This is a genomic window from Streptomyces sp. NPDC059582 (assembly GCF_042735715.1).
In the GTDB taxonomy this organism is placed as follows: Bacteria; Actinomycetota; Actinomycetes; order Streptomycetales; family Streptomycetaceae; genus Streptomyces.
Map to the genome: position 1 here is coordinate 75,315 of NZ_JBHWCC010000029.1, position 17,803 is coordinate 93,117.

The window sequence follows — 17,803 nt, forward strand, 5'->3', positions numbered from 1 at the left end:
GGGCGGGACGGGGGACGCCCCCCTCCGCCCCTACCAGTCCCCCGGTCCGGGAGACGCCGCCCTCTCCCCCCGGACCCTGCCCCTGCCCCTCAGCCGCTGCCGGCGTCGATTCAGCCCCGGCGCCGCGCCACCGCCACCGCTCCCCCGCCGGCCACCAGCAGCGCGACGGCGCCGCCCACGAGGTACGGCGTCATCGAACTCCCGCCGGTCTCGGCCAGGTCGGCCTTCGCGGGGGCGCCCTGGGGCTGCACGTCGGATGCCGGGTCGGCGCCCGCCGGTGCCGGTGCCGCCGGCGCGGCGGGGGCCTCGCAGGTCGCCTTCGCGAGGCTCAGGGTGCCCGTCACCTCGGCCACGTTGAGGTTCAACGGGTTGATGGACACCGTGAGTTCGAGCGCGGTCGCGGCCGCCGTGCGGGAGGTGGTCTCGCGCTTGGATAGGTCCAGGCGCACCTCTCCCACGCCGGGCACCTTGACGTTCGTGGGGCCGCCCGCGGTCAGCGTGGTCCGCTTGCCGAGGACGGTCACCGAGCCGAGGACGTCGGCCGAGGCGACCGGGGTCTTCCCGGCCTCGCAGGTCGCCTTCGAGGTGATGCCGTCGACCTCGATGACGGACAGCAGGGGCAGGCCGGGCACATGGAGCTTGACGTGCGCGAGGTCGGTGAGCCCCTCGGCCTTGGTGGCGGTGACCGTGGCCTTCGCGGTCGCCACGTCGGCGCGCAGCACGCTGAACGGCTTTCCGCTGTCGACGCCGTCGAGGTGGGCGGTGAGCGCGGTCTCCCGCGCGTTCTGCCGGTGCGGCGCCTCGACCTCGTTGAGGGAGACCGCGAGAGGGACGTCCACGGTCTTGTCGACGAGGGCCACGTCGAGGCCGGTGCGCAGGACGGCGGCGCTCGCGCGGCCCTGGCCGGTGGTCGCGTGGGCCGGCTCCGCCGCGGCGAGGGCCGCGGGACCGGCGGCCAGGGAAGTGGCCGCGGCGACGGCGGCGAGACGGCGTGCGGGCATGCGGAAGTGGTTGCCGTTCAAGGCGTGGGACCCCCAGAAGAGACGTGCTCGGGACCCGGCAAGAATTACGCACTGGGAGTGAACGGGCGGCAATCCTGGGGCACTTCACTCCATCGTGGGGTTTCCGCGAATCTTTTCGAATCTCACGGCACGGGTGTTCCCCAGCGACACCCCCACGGCTCCCTCCGTGCGAGCGCGCGGGTTGACGCACCCGCGCGTGCGAGGGAGCGCAACGACGCAGCCGGCCGGCCGGTCACGCCCCGTCAACCGAGCGGTTCGGGCGGGCGGTTCGTCGCGGTGCCTCCCACGGAGCACTCAGCCGACGACGCGCCCGTTCAGCACCACCCGCAGCGGAGCCGCCAGCACCCGTACGTCGGCCCGCGGGTCGCCCTCGTACACGACCAGGTCCGCCGGTGCCCCCTCCTCCAGACCGGGTCGGCCCAGCCAGTCGCGCGCGCCCCACGTCGTAGCCGCCAGGGCCTCGACCGGGGGGATTCCGGCCGTCACCAGTTCCGCGACCTCCCCGGCCACCAGGCCGTGCGCGAGCGTGCCGCCGGCGTCGGTGCCGACGTACACCGGGACGCCGGCGTCGTAGGCGGCGCGCACCGTGTCGTAGCGGCGCTCGTGCAGCCGTCGCATATGGGCCGACCAGCGCGGGTACCTGCTCTCGCCGCCGGCGGCGAGCCGCGGGAAGGTCGCGATGTTGACGAGGGTCGGGACGATGGCCACGCCCCGTTCGGCGAACAGCGGGATGGTGTCCTCGGTCAGGCCCGTCGCGTGCTCGATGCAGTCGATGCCGGCCTCGACCAGGTCCCGCAGGGAGTCCTCGGCGAAGCAGTGGGCGGTGACGCGGGCGCCCAGGCGGTGGGCCTCGGCGATCGCGGCCTCGACCGCCGCGCGCGGCCAGCAGGCCGACAGGTCGCCGAGGTCGCGGTCGATCCAGTCACCGACCAGCTTGACCCAGCCGTCGCCGCGCCGGGCCTCCCGGGCGACATACGCGACGAGGTCCTCCGGCTCGATCTCGTGGGCGAAGCCCCGGATGTAGCGGCGGGTGCGGGCGATGTGCCGGCCGGCCCGGACGATCTTCGGGAGATCCTCGCGCTCGTCGGTCCAGCGGGTGTCGGAGGGCGAGCCCGCGTCGCGGATGAGCAGGGTGCCGGCCTCCCGGTCGGTCAGCGCCTGCTTCTCGGCCACGTCCTGGTCGACCGCGCCGTGCGGGCCCAGGCCGACATGACAGTGCGCGTCGACGAGGCCGGGCAGGACCCAGCCCTCGACGGCGCGGATGTCGCGGGCGCCGGCCGGACGGTCGTACGAGATCCGGCCGCCGACCACCCACAGCTCGTCCCGGACGTCGGTGTCGTCCGGGCCGGCCAGCACCCGCCCCTTCACGTGCAGCACCGTGTGATCGCTCATGCACCGCACCTTAGTGAGCCGCTAGGCGGATCCGCCCACCTGGTCCGAGGTCTCTTCCTCCACCTCGGCCATCGCGGGGTCGAGGAGACGGGAGAGGAAGTGCCGGGTGCGTTCGTGGCGCGGGTCGCCGATGACCTCCTCCGGGGTGCCGTCCTCGACGATCACTCCGCCGTCCATGAAGACGACCCGGTCGGCGACCTCCCGGGCGAAGGTCATCTCGTGGGTGACGACCATCATCGTCATCCCCTCGTTCGCGAGCATGCGCATGACCGCGAGGACGTCCCCGACCAGTTCCGGGTCGAGCGCCGAGGTCGGCTCGTCGAAGAGCATCACCGCGGGGCCCATCGCCAGGGAGCGGGCGATGGCGACGCGCTGCTGCTGGCCGCCGGAGAGGGAGGCCGGGTAGGCGTCCGCCTTCTCGGACAGCCCGACCCGCGCCAGGTTCTCGGCGGCGATCCTCGCGGCCTCCGCCTTGCCGCGGCGCAGCACCCGGCGCTGCGGCAGGGTGAGGTTCTCGGTCACCGACAGGTGCGGGAAGAGGTTGAACTGCTGGAAGACCATGCCGATCCGGCGGCGGACGGCGTCGATGTCGACGTCCGGGTCGGTCAGTTCGGCGCCGCCGACGAAGACCTGGCCCCGAGTGGGTTCCTCCAGGAGGTTCACGCAGCGCAGCAGGGTCGACTTGCCCGACCCCGAGGGGCCGATGACGCAGACGACCTCGCCCTGGCCGATCTCCAGGTCGATGCCGCGCAGCACCTCGTTGCCGCCGAAGGACTTGTGCAGGTCCTTGACCTCGATCTCCGGTCGGCTCATGCGACGGCCTCCTGCGCCTTGGCCTCCATACGGCGTACGACGAAGCCGAGCGGGATCGTGACCAGCAGGTAGCACAGGCCGGCGACGAGGATCGGCGTGGAGTTGGCGGTCGTGCTGGCCAGGTCCCGGCCGTACTTGGACAGTTCGCGCTCCTCCAGGGTCACTCCGAGGAGCAGCACCAGGGAGGAGTCCTTGAAGAGCATCACGAGTTCGTTGGTGAGCGGCGGCAGGATGATCCGGAAGGCCTGCGGGATGACGATCGAGACCATCGCGCGGGCGGGCGAGAAGCCCAGCGAACGGGCCGCCTCCAGCTGTCCCTTGGGGACCGCCTGGATACCCGCGCGGAACGTCTCCGCCATGTAGGCGGCGCCGATCAGGCCGAGTCCGATGGCGGCCTTGCCGTAGGTCCCGCCCGGGATCTCCGTGCCGGGGAACGCCAGCGGCACGGCCACGCCGATGAAGACGAAGATCAGCAGCGCGGGCAGGCCGCGGAAGATCTCGATGTAGACGCTCGCGATCCAGCGGTAGGGGCCGACGGACGACAGCCGCATCAGCGCGACGACCAGGCCGAGGGCCAGGCCGAGCACGAAGCCGGAGACCGTGAACAGCACGGTGTTCTTCAGCGCCAGCGTGATGACGTCCGGGAACATCTGCCGGGCGATGTCCCACTGCGCGAACTGGTTCTTCAGGCGGGCCCAGTCGGCCGTCACCGCGAAGAGGATCACGACGGCGGCGAAGACCGCGTACTGCGCTCCGCGCGACAGGCTGCGCCTCCGCCGTCGGCTCAGCCCCTTCCTGCGGGGCTGGACCTCGGCCTCGGTGGTACCGCTCATGAGGCGGACGGCGAGGCGGCGGACGCGTCGTACGGGCCGATCCACTTCTCGTAGAGCTTCTTGTACGTGCCGTCGGCCTTGGCGTCGGTGATCGCCTTGTCGATGGCGGCGAGGAGCTTGGTGTTGCCCTTCTTCACCGTGAAGCCGTACTGCTCTCCGGTGTTCAGGTTGTCGACGACCTTGAAGGCGTCGGCGTTGGCCTTGTCCTTCAGCCAGCCCTGGACGACCGGGTAGTCGATGACGACGGCCTTGACCTGGCCGGTGCGCAGGCCGTTGAGGACGGCGTCGGAGGACTCGAAGGAGACCGGGTCGAGCCCCTTGCTCTTCGCGTAGTCCTCGCCGGTGGTCTGCGCCTGGGCGCCGACCTTCCGGCCCTTGAGGTCCGCGAAGGAGCCGATGCCGCTCTTCTTGTCGACCAGGACGGCCTGGGTGGCGTCGAAGTACGGCTCGGAGAAGTCGACGTTCTTCTTGCGCTCCGCCGTGATGGTCATGCCGGCGGCGGCCACGTCGCACTGACCGGCGTTGAGGAACGCGCCGGTCTTGAAGTTCTCGAACGGCGTGTCGAGGATCTCCTGCCGCACGCCGAGGTTCTTGGCGGCCAGGTCGATCAGCGAGACGTCGAAGCCCTGCACCTTGCCGTCGATCTCCGACTGGAAGGGCGGGTAGGGCAGGTGGGTGCAGGTGGTGAGCTGCCCGGCCTTTGCGAGTTCGACCCCGCCGGCCGCTGTCTTGGTACCGCCGCCGCCGTCGCTCGAGGAGCAGCCGGCCACGAGGACCAGTCCGACCGTCGCTGTGGTGGCGGCCAGGACGCGGGCCCGGCGTCCGAGGAGCGTGTTCACGGGGTGACCTCCTGAAGGGGTCCGTGGGGGGTGGGTGAACTGTGGGTTCCGATTATAAGGAGATGTTTGGGTATCTCAAACCAAACCGATGGCCAAGCGACTGTCCGACCTAAGAACTCGCCTGTCGGGAGGGGTGCGAGCGCCGCCGGATACGCTCGTCGGCGTCGACCACCCGTGAGTGAAGAGAGCGAAGAGAGCACCGCCGTGACCCACCCCTTCCTCGACCTGCCCCCACTGAGCGCCGCGCACTTCGCCTCGATCGAGGACCGGGTGGCCCGGCTGCTCGGCACCCGGCAGGACGTCGTGATCATGCAGGGCGAGGCGCTGCTGCCGCTGGAGGGCGCGATCCGCGGGACGGCGGGCCCCGGCACCACGGCCCTGAACGTGATCACCGGCCCGTACGGACAGACCTTCGGCGACTGGCTGCGCGACTGCGGCGCCACGGTGATCGATCTGGCCGTGCCCTTCCACACGGCGGTCACCGCCGAGCAGATCCGGCAGACGCTCGATGAGCACCCGGAGATCGACTTCGTGTCGCTGGTGCACGCCGAGGCGGCGACCGGCAACACCAACCCGGTCGCGGAGATCGGTGACGTGGTGCGGGAGCACGGCGCGCTGTTCTACCTGGACGCGGTCGCCTCCGTCGGGGCCGAGCCGGTGCTGCCGGACGCGTGGGGCGTCGACCTGTGCGTGATCGGCGCGCAGAAGGCGATGGGCGGTCCGGCCGGGGTCTCGGCGGTGTCGGTGAGCGAGCGGGCGTGGGCGCGGATGGCCGCGAACCCCCGGGCGCCGCGCCGGTCGTACCTGTCGCTGCTCGACTGGAAGGAGCGGTGGGCCGACGGCGGACGCAAGGCGCTGCTGCACGCGCCGGCCCAGCTGGAGATGCTCGCGCTGGAGGCGTGCCTCGAGCGGATCGAGACGGTGGGACCGGAAGCGGTGATGGCCCGGCACCGGGGCGCCGCGCTGGCCACCCGGGCCGGGGCGGTGGCCCTGGGCGGCGGCCTGGAGCCGTATGTGCACGAGGAGAGGGACGCCGCGCCGGTCGCCACGACCCTGCGGACGCCGCCCGCAGTGGTGGCCTCGGAGCTGGTGGCCCGGGCGCTGGCGGCCGACCCCGCGCTGCCGCTGGCCGCGGGCGGGGGTGCGCTGGCGAAGGAGATGATCCGGGTCAACCACTACGGTACGGACGCGACCGTGGGGGCGGTGCAGGCGAGCCTGGCGGCGCTGGGCGCCGCACTGGTCGGGATGGGGCTGGACGTGGACCTGGAGGCGGCCCGCCGGGCCGCGGAGGGCGCGTGGCGTTAGCGGCAGTAGCGGCAGTAGCGGCAGTAGCGGCGGCGAGGGTGTTCCTCGAACGCCGCCTGCCGACGGCAAACTCCGGACGGGCCGCATCACAATACCTCGCGGCCCGAATTCCAGATTAATTGTCGAATTCCTATTCAAGGTAGTTCCCCGCATTCTTCTGCCCGCTCATTCAGTACCTAAACGCAAAGATTTCGCTAACGCTCAGGGGCGTGATTCGCGGGGATCTCGTGAAGGTTACACCCATGTGACACGTCCCACAGGCTGACCTTTTTGAGGCTTTTATGGCGGGCGAATCACCATATTCGCCCGCAGTCTGCGGACCGTCCGCGCCCGCGTGATAACACGGGACGGCCGCGCGCGTAAGCCCCTACCGCCATGCATTTTTAAATTTCCCTCGGTAAATTCAATTTGCATGACCGCCGCACAAGCAGACCTCCAGATCGACCGCCCGTCGGTGACGGACGGAGCCGCTCTCTGGCGAATCGCCAAGGACTCCGGAACGCTCGACCTGAACTCCTCGTACAGCTATCTGCTGTGGTGCCGCGACTTCGCCGGGACCTCGGCGGTGGCGCGCGGGGAGGACGGACGGCCCGTCGGGTTCGTCACCGGATACGTCCGGCCGGAGCGTCCGCGCACCCTGCTCGTCTGGCAGGTGGCGGTCGACCCGGCGTATCGCGGCCGTGGACTCGCCGCCTCGATGCTCGACGGGCTGACCGCCCGGATCGCCGCCGAGCACGGCGTCACCTCCGTCGAGACCACGATCACGCCGGGCAACACCGCCTCCGAGCGGCTGTTCACCTCCTACGCCGCCCGGCACGGGGCGAGCGTCAGCCGTGAGGTCCTGTTCGACGCCGGGCTCTTCCCGGACGGCCCGCACGATCCCGAAGTCCTGTACCGCATCGGCCCGTTGACCCACCCGTCGCACTGAGGAGCGTTTCGCCGTGACCATCACCCAGCCCGACCTGAGCGTCTTCGAGACCCTGGAGTCCGAGGTGCGCAGCTACTGCCGTGGCTGGCCCACCGTGTTCGACCAGGCGCGGGGCAGCCGGATGTACGACGAGGACGGCCACGCCTACCTCGACTTCTTCGCCGGAGCCGGCTCACTCAACTACGGCCACAACAACCCGGTCCTGAAACGGGCGCTGATCGACTACCTCTCCCGGGACGGGGTCACCCATGGCCTGGACATGTCGACCACGGCCAAACGGTCCTTCCTGCGCACCTTCCAGGACCTGGTGCTGCGCCCGCGCGACCTGCCGTACAAGGTCATGTTCCCCGGACCGACCGGCACCAACGCCGTCGAGTCGGCGCTCAAGCTGGCCCGCAAGGTGAAGGGGCGGGAGGCGATCGTGTCGTTCACGAACGCCTTCCACGGCATGTCCCTGGGCGCCCTCGCCGTCACCGGCAACGCCTTCAAGCGGGCGGGCGCCGGCGTACCGCTGGTGCACGGCACCCCCATGCCGTTCGACAACTACTTCGACGGCCAGGTCCCGGACTTCCTGTGGTTCGAGCGGCTGCTGGAGGACCAGGGGTCCGGCCTCAACAAGCCCGCCGCGGTGATCGTGGAGACCGTGCAGGGCGAGGGCGGCATCAACGTCGCCCGCCCGGAGTGGCTGCGGGCCCTGAAGGAGCTGTGCGAGCGGCAGGACATGCTGCTGATCGTCGACGACATCCAGATGGGCTGCGGTCGTACGGGCGCCTTCTTCTCCTTCGAGGAGGCCGGCATCACGCCCGACATCGTCACCGTGTCGAAGTCGATCAGCGGTTACGGCCTGCCGATGTCGCTGTGCCTGTTCAAGCCGGAACTCGACATCTGGGAGCCGGGCGAGCACAACGGCACCTTCCGCGGCAACAACCCGGCGTTCGTCACCGCCACCGCGGCGCTGGAGACGTACTGGGCCGACGGCGCGGCCATGGAGAAGCAGACCCGCGCCCGGGGCGAGCAGGTCGAGCGGGAGCTGGTCTCCATCACCGAGGAGAACCTCGCCGACGTGAAGGAGTACCGCGGCCGAGGGCTGGTGTGGGGCCTGGAGTTCCACGAGAAGGCGCGGGCCTCGCGGGTCGCCCGGCGGGCTTTCGAACTCGGACTGCTCATCGAGACGTCCGGACCGGAGGGCGAGGTGGTCAAGCTGCTGCCCGCCCTCACCATCACCCCCGACGAACTGGACGAGGGTCTGAGCATCCTCGCCCGCGCCGTCCGGGAAACCGTCTAGCGAGGAGGAGACAACCCCCCATGATCGTCCGATCGTTCAAGGACATCGAAGGCACCGACCGGCACGTCAAGGCGAAGTCCGGCACCTGGGAGAGCAAGCGGATCGTCCTCGCCAAGGAGCGGGTCGGCTTCTCCGTGCACGAGACGATCCTGTACGCCGGGACCGAGACGTCGATGTGGTACGCGAACCACATCGAGGCCGTCGTCTGCACCAAGGGCGAGGCCGAACTGACCGACCAGGAGACCGGGAGGACGTACACGATCACTCCCGGCACCATGTACCTCCTCGACGGCCACGAGCGGCACACACTGCGCGTCAAGGAGGACTTCCACTGCGTCTGCGTGTTCAACCCGCCCGTCACGGGCCGGGAGGACCACGACGAGAACGGCGTGTACCCGCTGCTCACCGAGCCCGAGGGGGTGTGACACCCATGACCACGATCACCGACCTGTACCCGAGCCGCGGCGCGAACGAGGTCGCCGTCCCGCGCCAGGACCCGGTCGTCTGGGGCGCACCGGACACCCCGGGCCCGGTCTCGACGGCGGAGCTCCAGGCCTACGAGCGCGACGGCTTCCTCGCCGTCGACCAGCTGATCACCCCGGACGAGGTCGAGGTGTACCGGCGGGAGCTGGACCGGCTGGTGGCCGATCCGGCGGTCCGTGCCGACGAGCGGTCGATCGTCGAGTCGAAGTCGAAGGAGATCCGCTCGGTCTTCGAGGTGCACCGGATGAGCGAGGTGTTCGCGCGGCTGGTCCGTGACGAGCGCGTCGTCGGCCGGGCCCGGCAGATCCTCGGCTCCGACGTGTACGTCCACCAGTCACGGATCAACGTCAAGCCGGGCTTCGGGGCCGGCGGTTTCTACTGGCACTCCGACTTCGAGACCTGGCACGCCGAGGACGGTCTGCCCAACATGCGGACGGTGTCCGTCTCGATCGCGCTGACCGAGAACCTCGACACCAACGGCGGGCTCATGATCATGCCGGGCTCGCACCGCACGTTCCTCGGGTGTGCGGGAGCCACGCCCGAGGACAACTACAAGAAGTCCCTCCAGATGCAGGACGCGGGCACGCCGTCGGACGAGGCGCTGACCGCGCTCGCGGGCGAGCACGGCATCAAGCTGTTCACGGGCAAGGCCGGTTCGGCGACCTGGTTCGACTGCAACTGCATGCACGGCTCCGGCGACAACATCACGCCGTTCCCGCGCAGCAACGTCTTCATCGTGTTCAACAGCGTGGAGAACGCGGCGGTGGAGCCGTTCGCGGCACCGGTACGGCGGCCCGACTTCATCGGCGCGAGGGATTTCACGCCCGTCCGGTGAACCGACCCCGGTCGGACGGACCCCGGCCGGCCGGTCGTCCGGGACGCACCGCCACGCCGGCGACACGGCCCTCTCCCGTACGTCGCGTGCGGCGGCCGCGCCGCCGGCGACGCCCCGCGGCACCGTGTCGGGTGCGTACCGGCCGCCGACCAGCAGGCGCGCGGCCGATGTCGTCGGCATGGACGCCGGGGAGGCACCACCAGCCTGGTGCCTCCTCGCCGTCCTCGCCGTCCTCGCCGTCCTCGCCGTCCTCGCCGTCCTCGCCGTCCTCGCCGTCCTCGCTGTCCTCGCGCCAGAGGGTCAGCCCGCCAGGACGTCCAGCAGGCGGTCGACGTCCGCGGCGGTGTTGTACAGGTGGAAGGAGGCGCGCAGGTTGCCGGCCCGGTCGGAGACCTCGATGCCGGCGCGGCTCAACTCGGGCTGCCGGTGGCCGAGTCCGGGAACGGACACGATCGCCGAGCCGGGTGCGGGCAGGGGCGCGCGGTCCAGGGTCGCGAGTCCCGCGCGGAAGCGGTCGGCGAGCGCGAGATCGTGGGCGTGTACGGCGTCCACGCCGAGTTCCTCCACGAGCGCGAGGGAGTGGCGCAGCCCGGCGTAGCTGAACAGGGCGGGGCTGACGTCGAACCGGCGGGCGGAGTGGGCGAGTTCGGTCACGGGGCCGTAGCAGCTGTCCCAGGGCTTCTCCCCCGCGACCCAGCCCGCCAGCAGGGGGGTCAGTCCGCCGAGGTCCTCCGGGACGACGAGGAAGGCCGCCCCGTGCGGGCCGAGCAGCCACTTGAAGCAGATGGCCACGGAGTAGTCGGCGGTGTCGGCGGCCAGCGGCAGCCAGCCGGCCGCCTGGGACCAGTCGACGTAGGTCCGCGCCCCGTGCGTGCGGGCCGCTTCGCGCAGCGCGGGCAGATCGGCGATGCGCCCGTCGGCTGACTGCGCGGCGCTGACCGCGACGAGCGCGGTGCCCGGCCGGACGGACTCGGCGAGCCGTTCCAGGGGCACGGCCCGCACCTTGAGGTCGCCGCGGGTGTGGAAGGGGTTCACCACGGAGGTGAAGTCGTCCTCGGCGGTCAGGACTTCGGCGCCGGCGGGCAGCGAGGCGGCGATCAGTCCGGTGTGCGCGGCGACCGAGGCCCCGGCCGCCACCCGGCCGACCGGGACACCGGCCAGCCGGGCGAACGCGGCCCGGGACGCCTCCACGTCCGCGAACAGCGAGTCCAGCGGCCGGCCGTCGGCCCGGATCCGCACCGCCTCGTGCAGGGCGGCCACGGTGCGGGCCGGGAGCAGCCCGCTGCTCGCGGTGTTGAGAAAGGTGTTCTTCGGGGCGAACTCGGCACGGACCAGGCTCTCGAAGGTCTCCATGGCACCACTCTGCGGCCCCGTGAAGCCACCGTCCATTGCCGACTTCTACGTGGTTTCGCCAAGCAACCCTTATAGATCAGTCCCGGCCTGGGGTTTCAGTCGTGCTGCGGTACCGCGCAGCCGTCGGGGCCGCACGCCTGCGCGCCGCCGGCAGCCCCGTCGTCGAGCAGCTTCAGCGGCGAGCGGTCGCCCCAGGCCTGCGTCAGCGCCTGGGCGAAGACCTCGGCGGGCTGGGCGCCGGAGACACCGTAGGTGCGGTCGAGGACGAAGAACGGCACGCCGTTGGCGCCGAGCTGGGCCGCCTCGCGCTCGTCGGCGCGGACCTCGTCGGCGTAGGCGGCCGGGTCGGCCAGCACCTCACGAGCCGCGTCGCCGTCCAGCCCGGCCTCGACGGCCAGCTCGACGAGGCGCTCCTCGCCCTCGGCGAAGACGGACCGCTCCTCGGCGAAGTTGGCCCGGTAGAGGATCTGGATCAGTTCGTCCTGCCTGCCCTGCTCCTTGGCGAAGTGCAGCAGGCGGTGCATGTCGAAGGTGTTGCCGTGGTCGCGGCCCCCGGTGCGGTACGCCAGTCCCTCGGCGGCGGCCTGGGTGCCCAGGTTCTCCTCGCCGGCCCGGGCCTGCGCCTCGCTCATGCCGTACTTCTTGGTGAGCATCGTGATCACGGGCTGGATATCGCTCTTGGCGCGCCCGGGGTCCAGTTCGAAGGAGCGGTGCACGACCTCGACCTGGTCACGGTGCGGGAAGGCGTCGAGCGCCTTCTCGAAGCGGGCCTTGCCCACGTAGCACCAGGGGCAGGCGATGTCGCTCCAGATCTCGACGCGCATGTCTTCGGCTCTCTTCAGATCGCACGGGGACGGAGACTCCCTCCGCCGGGTGCGTGAACGTTCAAACAGCCCGTTTCATTCCCGGCGTCGCTTCCCCGCGTCACCCCCCTCGCTCCCCCGCGTCACCCCCCGGCCACGGCGTACCGCAGGAAGAGGTGGTGATCGCCCTCGGCGGGCGGGTGCAGCGGATCCGGGACCCAGCCCCGGCGGGCGTAGAACTCCTGGGCCCGCCGGTTGCCGACGTGCACGTCGAGGACGGCGGTGCTCCTGCCGTCGGCCCGCCAGTGTTCCACGCAGGCCGTGTGCAGGGCCGTACCGAGACCGGTGCGCCAGTGGTCGGGGTCGACATGGAACTGGAACAGCTTGACGGTGTCCGCCGGGGCACCCTCCGGCGTGCGGAAGGAGGCGAGTCCGACGAGGCTCCCCCGCTCGACGGCGCACAGCACCTGCCCGTCCGGGCGCGCGATGGCGCTCCGCCAGACGGCGGGCCAGTCGGTTCCGTCGTCGGGGACGCCGTCCGGGTAGTACGTGGCCCGGGCGCGCGCGTGCAGCGCGGCCACGGTCTCGGCCTCCGCGGCCAGGACGCTGCGGATCACCCGGCCGCCGGTCACTCTGTCACTGATCACATAACGGAGGACGCGGTTCCACTCTGCTCGGTTCCGCTCCCCCGGGTTCCGCTCCCCCGGGTTCCGCTCTCGCGGATACCAGGTCAGCTGCCGTCCCGCAGGTCGTCCGGCCAGGCGGGCTTGAACTCGATGTGGTCGTAGGTGACGACACACCCCTCCCCCATCGGCGACTGCGACATGAAGCCGATCAGCGCCGCTCCGGTCTCCTTCTCCTCGCCCAGGGTGAACAGCCGGACGAAGGTCCAGCGGACGCCGTCACGGGAGGCGTGGAAGGCGAAGGCGCGGCCGGTCCTGCTCACCCGCAGCCAAACCGAACTCCCGTCCACGGAGAAGGAGTTGGCGTCGTCGGAGTGTCCCCGGGTGACCACCGTGCACACGGTGGGCACGTCCGGGGAGTACTCCAGGCAGAGCTTGGCCCAGGCCCGCTCGCCGACGTGGACGTAGAGCACCCCGGCGTCGAAGGCCCCGGCGAAGCCCACCGTGACCCGGGCGATCAGCTGGAAGTCCCCTTCCGGCGAGCCGAGCAGCCGGGGCGCGTCGGAGGCGGGGTCCAGCCCCTCACCGGTGGGCGGGACGAACCGGTCCTGCCGGGGTCCGGCCCAGCCGCTGAGGATGCCGTCCTCGTAGACCCAGTGCCCGTCGGGGCCGTAGGTGCGCAGCAGGAAAGGGAGTTCGGGAATTTCGACGTCCATGGACCAAGTCTCTCAGGGTCTCTCGGGCCAGACCGGACAGCACACCTAGCGCTCCAGCCGGCCGTTGAACCGACGGGGCAGCCCCAGCGGGTTGTCGTCGCGGAGCTCCGCGGGGAGCAACGCCTCGGGGGCGTTCTGGTACGCAACCGGCCGCAGCCAGCGTTCGATCGCCGTACCGCCGACGGACGTCGACGTCGAGGTGGTCGCCGGGTACGGGCCTCCGTGATGCTGGGCCGGTGCCACGGCGACACCGGTCGGCCACCCGTTGACGAGCACGCGCCCGGCGAGCGGCGTCAGTTCCGCGAGGATCTCCGCTCCGCGTCCCTCGCCCGCCGCCTCCGCCGCGGACAGCTGGACGGTCGCCGTGAGGTTGCCCGGCAGCCGCGACAGCACGCCGCGCACCTCGGCGTCGTCCTCGTAGCGGGCGACCACGGTGACCGGGCCGAAGCACTCCTCCAGCAGCAGGTCGTAAGCGCCCGCCGCGGTCAGTCTGCTCGCCGGCACGGTCAGGAAGCCCGCGCTCACGGTGTGCTCGCCGCCCGCGCCCGGGGTCACCGGGGAGTCCACGTCCGGCAGTTGCGCCCGCTCGGCGACTCCGGCGACGAAGTTGTCGCGCATCCGGTGGTCGAGCAGGACGCCCGCCTCGGTGTCGCTGACGGCGTCCGTGAGGGACTTGACCAGTCCGTCGCCCGCGGCGCCGGACGGCACCAGAACGAGTCCGGGCTTCACGCAGAACTGGCCGACACCCAGTGTCATGGAACCGGCGAGCCCGGTCCCGATGGCCTCCGCGCGCTCCGCGGCCGCGGCCTCGGTCACGACGACCGGGTTCAGCGACCCCAGCTCGCCGTGGAACGGGATCGGCACCGCTCGCGCGGCCGCCGCGTCGAACAGCGCCCGCCCGCCCCGGATGGAACCGGTGAAACCCGCGGCGGAGACCAGCGGGTGCCGGATGAGCTCGACGCCGGCCTCGAAGCCGTGCACCAGACCCAGCACGCCGTCCGGGACGCCGTGCTCCGCGGCGGCCCGGCGCAGCACCTTCGCGACCAGCTCGGACAACGCCGGGTGGTCGGGGTGGGCCTTGACCACGACCGGGCAGCCCGCGGCCAGCGCGCTGGCGGTGTCGCCGCCGGCGACGGAGAAGGCGAAGGGGAAGTTGGAGGCCGAGTAGACGGCGACGACACCCAGCGGCACCTTGTAGCGGCGCAGGTCCGGGATGGGCGGGGCGGCGGTGTCGTCGGGGTGGTCGACGACCACGTCGAGGAAGGCGCCCTCGTCGACGATGTCCGCGAAGGCCCGCAACTGGAAGCAGGTACGGGCGAGTTCGCCGGTCAGCCGGACCGGGCCGAGCGCGGTCTCCGCGTCGGCGGCCTCGACGAGCTGGTCCTTGGCCGACTCCAGGTGTGCCGCGGCGGCGCGCAGGAAGGCCGCGCGGACGGTGCGGTCGGTCAGGGCGCCGCGGGCGTCGTGCGCGGCACGGACGGTGGTGTCCACCTCCTGGGCCGTGGCCTCCACCGCAACCTGTTCACGCTGCTTCCCGGTACGGGGGTCGACACTCCAGACTGGTGCTGCTGCCACCGCGGGTCCCTCCACATCGAATGCCGCATGCAATGCCGCAGTACGTACGTCATCCACCAGGGCGTTCGATATACTGAACGCCGTCTCTGATGATGAATATGCTGTCGGAGACTATTTCCCGGCGAACGAAGGGGTCAAGGGCGATGTCGGCAGGCGAGACGGGGGGCGGGGCGCAGGTCAAGTCCGCCGTACGGACGGTTGAACTGCTGGAGTACTTCGCCGGGCGCCCCGGTATGCACTCCCTCGCGTCGGTACAGGAAGCCGTCGGATACCCCAAGTCCAGCCTGTACATGCTGCTGCGCACGCTGGTGGACCTGGGCTGGGTGGAGACGGACGCGACGGGCACGCGGTACGGCATCGGGGTCCGCGCGCTGCTCGTGGGCACCTCCTACATCGACGGCGACGAGGTGGTCGCGGCGGCCCGCCCGACACTGGACCGGCTCTCGGACGACACGACCGAGACCATCCACCTGGCGCGGCTGGACGGCACGAACGTCGTCTACCTCGCCACCCGCCAGTCGCAGCACTATCTGCGCCCCTTCACCCGGGTCGGCCGCCGGCTCCCCGCGCACTCCACCTCGCTGGGCAAGGCGCTGCTGAGCACGTACACGGACGAGCAGGTCCGCAAGATGCTGCCCGAGACGCTCCCGGCGCTGACCGAGAACACCATCACGGACCGCGAGAAGCTCATCGAGGAACTGCACCAGGTCCGCGAGCAGGGCTTCGCCGTGGACCGCGAGGAGAACACGCTGGGGCTGCGCTGCTTCGGCGTCGCGATCCCCTACCGCACCCCGGCCCGGGACGCGATCAGCTGCTCGGTCCCGGTGGCCCGGCTCACCCCCGCCCACGAACAGCTGGTGAAGGACGCCCTGTTCGACGCGCGTGACCGGCTGACGCTCGCCACCCGGAGGCTCTGAACGATGGACGTCTCGCTGCGCAAGGTCCACGACAGCGACCTGCCGGTCTTCTTCCGGCAGATGAACGACCCCGAGTCCCTCCGGATGGCCGCCTTCACCCCCGAGGACCCGGCCGACCGCGACCGCTTCGACGACCAGTGGAAGCGGATCCGGGCCACGTCCCTGGTCCGTACGGTCCTGGTGGACGGGGACGTCGTCGGCAGTGCCGCGGTGTACGGGGAACCGGGCGAGCGCGAGGTCACGTACTGGGTGGACCGGGCGTACTGGGGACGCGGCATCGCCACGGCCGCGCTGCGCGCCCTGCTCGACGAGGTGACCGAACGCCCGCTGTACGCGCGTGCGGCGGCGGACAACGAGGGGTCGCTGCGGGTGCTGCGCAAGTGCGGCTTCCTGGAGAGCGCGCGCACCAGGGGGTTCGCCCACGCGCGCGGCGAGGAGATCCCCGAGGTCGTGCTGACGCTTCGGGCCCTCTGACGTCAGGTCGGGCCACGTCGACGTCCGGTCGCGGTCCGGTCGGGCCGTGAACGTCCGGTCGGGCTTCATGAACGTACGATGAGAAATCGGGGCGGAAGGGAACGATTCCCTCCGTCCCGCTCGTCTGTCTGAGCGGGATGAACAAGATGATCAGGCGCGCATCGGTCTTCGCGCTGCTCCTCGTGTTCGCTCTGCTGGTCAGGGCGACATGGGTGCAGTTCTACGAGGGCACGGCACTCGCGGACGACAAGGACAACCGGCGCAACGCGATCACGACGTACGCGAAACCGCTCGGGAACATCATCGTGGCCGGTGAGTCGGTCACCGGCTCGGCGAGGACGAAGAACGGCGACCTCGCGTACAGACGTACGTACACGGACGGCGAGCTGTACGCGGCGGTGACGGGCTACGCCTCGCAGAGCTACGCGCCGACCCAGCTGGAGGGCATCTACCAGGATCTCCTCGACGGCACTGACGGCCGGCTCAGAACCGCCATGGACACCGTCACCGACCAGCGGGCGGATCCGGGCGACGTGGTCACGACGATCGACCCCGCCGTGCAGAAGGCGGCCTACAGGGCGCTCGGCGACAACAAGGGCGCGGCCGTGGCGATCGACCCGAAGACCGGCAGGATCCTCGCGGTCGTGTCGACCCCGTCGTACGACCCGTCCTCGCTCACCGACGCCAACACCGCGGGGGCGGCCTGGAAGAAGCTCACCGCCGACGCCGACAAACCGCTGACCAACCGTGCGCTGCGCCGGCCGCTGCCGCCGGGCTCGACGTTCAAACTGGTCGTGGCGGCCGCCGCGCTGGAGGACGGTCTGTACACCTCGGCGGACGACCGCACGGACAGCCCCGACCCCTACACCCTGCCGGGCACCAGCACGGTCCTCAGGAACGAGAACACCTCCGCGCCCTGCGAGAACGCCACGATCCGGGTCGCGTTGCAGTACTCCTGCAACAACGTGTTCGCGCACATGGCCGTGCAGCTCGGGCAGGACAAGGTCAGGGCGATGGCGGAGAGGTTCGGCTTCGACGACGACAGCCAGGACGTCCCGGTCCGGGCCTACACCAGCGTGTACCCGTCGGACATGGACCAGGCGCAGACGGCCCTGTCGGGCATCGGCCAGTTCGACGTCACCGCGACCCCGCTCCAGATGGCCATGGTGTCGGCGGCCCTCGCCAACGGCGGCAAGCTGGTGTCGCCGCACATGGTCTCGCAGATCACCGACAGCGGCGGCGATGTGCTGCGGAACTACGACGACGAGGCGGGGACCACCCAGGTCGTCGGCTCCGGCACGGCGGAGCAGCTCCGGTCGGCGATGCAGACCGTCGTCGAGCAGGGCACCGGCACGAACGCACTGATCGACGGGGTCACCGTGGGCGGCAAGACCGGCACGGCCCAGCACGGCGAGAACAACAGCAAGACGCCGTACGCGTGGTTCACGTCGTACGGCACGTCCGACGCGACCGGTGAGGAGGTCGCTGTGGCGGTCATGGTCGAGCAGTCGGACGCGGCCCGTTCCGAGGTCAGCGGCAACGGGCTGGCCGCGCCGGTGGCCAAGGCGATGATGCGGGCCGCGCTGCGCGACTGACCGGCCCGGGTC

General features: G+C 71.2%; 18 protein-coding genes. 8 read left to right on the forward strand and 10 right to left on the reverse strand.

Annotated elements, in window-relative coordinates; all coding sequences use genetic code 11:
* Positions 1-110 precede the first annotated feature (110 nt).
* The 5 genes from ACFV0T_RS24140 to ACFV0T_RS24160 all read right to left on the reverse strand — a co-directional run bounded on the left by ACFV0T_RS24140 (position 111) and on the right by ACFV0T_RS24160 (position 4,899).
* Complete coding sequence (locus tag ACFV0T_RS24140) at positions 111-1,022, reverse strand: SCO1860 family LAETG-anchored protein (RefSeq protein ID WP_385782700.1); 912 nt, start codon at positions 1,020-1,022, stop codon at positions 111-113.
* 294 nt (positions 1,023-1,316) lie between these two features.
* Positions 1,317-2,414 carry an amidohydrolase family protein gene (locus tag ACFV0T_RS24145; RefSeq protein ID WP_385782703.1) on the reverse strand — a complete coding sequence of 366 codons (1,098 nt, stop codon included), beginning with the start codon at positions 2,412-2,414 and terminating at the stop codon, positions 1,317-1,319.
* Between the two features lie 21 nt (positions 2,415-2,435).
* Positions 2,436-3,227 carry an amino acid ABC transporter ATP-binding protein gene (locus ACFV0T_RS24150; protein ID WP_385782706.1) on the reverse strand — a complete coding sequence of 264 codons (792 nt, stop codon included), beginning with the start codon at positions 3,225-3,227 and terminating at the stop codon, positions 2,436-2,438.
* Positions 3,224-4,060 (reverse strand): amino acid ABC transporter permease, encoded by an 837-nt coding sequence (locus ACFV0T_RS24155; protein ID WP_385782709.1) that lies wholly within the window; start codon positions 4,058-4,060, stop codon positions 3,224-3,226. The genes ACFV0T_RS24150 and ACFV0T_RS24155 overlap by 4 nt, the downstream gene beginning before the upstream one ends.
* Positions 4,057-4,899 carry a transporter substrate-binding domain-containing protein gene (locus ACFV0T_RS24160; protein WP_385782712.1) on the reverse strand — a complete coding sequence of 281 codons (843 nt, stop codon included), beginning with the start codon at positions 4,897-4,899 and terminating at the stop codon, positions 4,057-4,059. The genes ACFV0T_RS24155 and ACFV0T_RS24160 overlap by 4 nt, the downstream gene beginning before the upstream one ends.
* A gap of 204 nt (positions 4,900-5,103) precedes the next feature.
* Here ACFV0T_RS24160 and ACFV0T_RS24165 point away from each other — a divergent pair, with 204 nt between their 5' ends.
* The 5 genes from ACFV0T_RS24165 (at position 5,104) to thpD (ending at position 9,735) form a co-directional block, all read left to right on the forward strand.
* Positions 5,104-6,204, forward strand: a complete 1,101-nt coding sequence (locus tag ACFV0T_RS24165; protein ID WP_385782715.1) for a pyridoxal-phosphate-dependent aminotransferase family protein — start codon at positions 5,104-5,106, stop codon at positions 6,202-6,204.
* A gap of 412 nt (positions 6,205-6,616) precedes the next feature.
* A complete protein-coding gene (gene ectA / locus ACFV0T_RS24170) occupies positions 6,617-7,132 on the forward strand; it encodes a diaminobutyrate acetyltransferase (protein WP_385782718.1) in 516 nt (171 codons plus the stop codon).
* Between the two features lie 13 nt (positions 7,133-7,145).
* Positions 7,146-8,417, forward strand: a complete 1,272-nt coding sequence (ectB, locus tag ACFV0T_RS24175) for a diaminobutyrate--2-oxoglutarate transaminase (RefSeq protein WP_385782722.1) — start codon at positions 7,146-7,148, stop codon at positions 8,415-8,417.
* Between the two features lie 20 nt (positions 8,418-8,437).
* Complete coding sequence (locus ACFV0T_RS24180) at positions 8,438-8,842, forward strand: ectoine synthase (protein WP_385782725.1); 405 nt, start codon at positions 8,438-8,440, stop codon at positions 8,840-8,842.
* Between the two features lie 5 nt (positions 8,843-8,847).
* A complete protein-coding gene (gene thpD / locus ACFV0T_RS24185) occupies positions 8,848-9,735 on the forward strand; it encodes an ectoine hydroxylase (RefSeq protein ID WP_385782728.1) in 888 nt (295 codons plus the stop codon).
* A gap of 300 nt (positions 9,736-10,035) precedes the next feature.
* Here thpD and ACFV0T_RS24190 read toward each other — a convergent pair whose 3' ends face one another.
* From ACFV0T_RS24190 to ACFV0T_RS24210, 5 genes are all read right to left on the reverse strand, one after another.
* The gene (locus ACFV0T_RS24190; RefSeq protein ID WP_385782731.1) at positions 10,036-11,088 is read right to left on the reverse strand and encodes an aminotransferase class V-fold PLP-dependent enzyme; all 1,053 of its coding nucleotides are present in this window, start codon (positions 11,086-11,088) and stop codon (positions 10,036-10,038) included.
* 95 nt (positions 11,089-11,183) lie between these two features.
* Entirely contained in the window at positions 11,184-11,912 is a 729-nt protein-coding gene (locus ACFV0T_RS24195) for a DsbA family oxidoreductase (protein ID WP_385782734.1), read from the reverse strand.
* 122 nt (positions 11,913-12,034) lie between these two features.
* A complete protein-coding gene (locus ACFV0T_RS24200) occupies positions 12,035-12,538 on the reverse strand; it encodes a GNAT family N-acetyltransferase (RefSeq protein ID WP_385782736.1) in 504 nt (167 codons plus the stop codon).
* A gap of 83 nt (positions 12,539-12,621) precedes the next feature.
* Positions 12,622-13,230, reverse strand: a complete 609-nt coding sequence (locus ACFV0T_RS24205) for a DUF1349 domain-containing protein (RefSeq protein ID WP_385782738.1) — start codon at positions 13,228-13,230, stop codon at positions 12,622-12,624.
* A gap of 45 nt (positions 13,231-13,275) precedes the next feature.
* Positions 13,276-14,805, reverse strand: a complete 1,530-nt coding sequence (locus ACFV0T_RS24210; protein ID WP_385782741.1) for an aldehyde dehydrogenase (NADP(+)) — start codon at positions 14,803-14,805, stop codon at positions 13,276-13,278.
* Positions 14,806-14,948: 143 nt separating this feature from the next.
* Here ACFV0T_RS24210 and ACFV0T_RS24215 point away from each other — a divergent pair, with 143 nt between their 5' ends.
* The 3 genes from ACFV0T_RS24215 (at position 14,949) to ACFV0T_RS24225 (ending at position 17,791) form a co-directional block, all read left to right on the forward strand.
* Positions 14,949-15,722 carry an IclR family transcriptional regulator gene (locus ACFV0T_RS24215; protein WP_385782743.1) on the forward strand — a complete coding sequence of 258 codons (774 nt, stop codon included), beginning with the start codon at positions 14,949-14,951 and terminating at the stop codon, positions 15,720-15,722.
* A 3-nt stretch (positions 15,723-15,725) separates the two neighbouring features.
* A complete protein-coding gene (locus ACFV0T_RS24220) occupies positions 15,726-16,196 on the forward strand; it encodes a GNAT family N-acetyltransferase (protein WP_385782746.1) in 471 nt (156 codons plus the stop codon).
* 137 nt (positions 16,197-16,333) lie between these two features.
* On the forward strand, positions 16,334-17,791 hold the full coding sequence (locus ACFV0T_RS24225; protein WP_385782748.1) for a peptidoglycan D,D-transpeptidase FtsI family protein: 1,458 nt from the start codon (positions 16,334-16,336) through the stop codon (positions 17,789-17,791).
* The last annotated feature ends 12 nt before the right edge of the window (positions 17,792-17,803 follow it).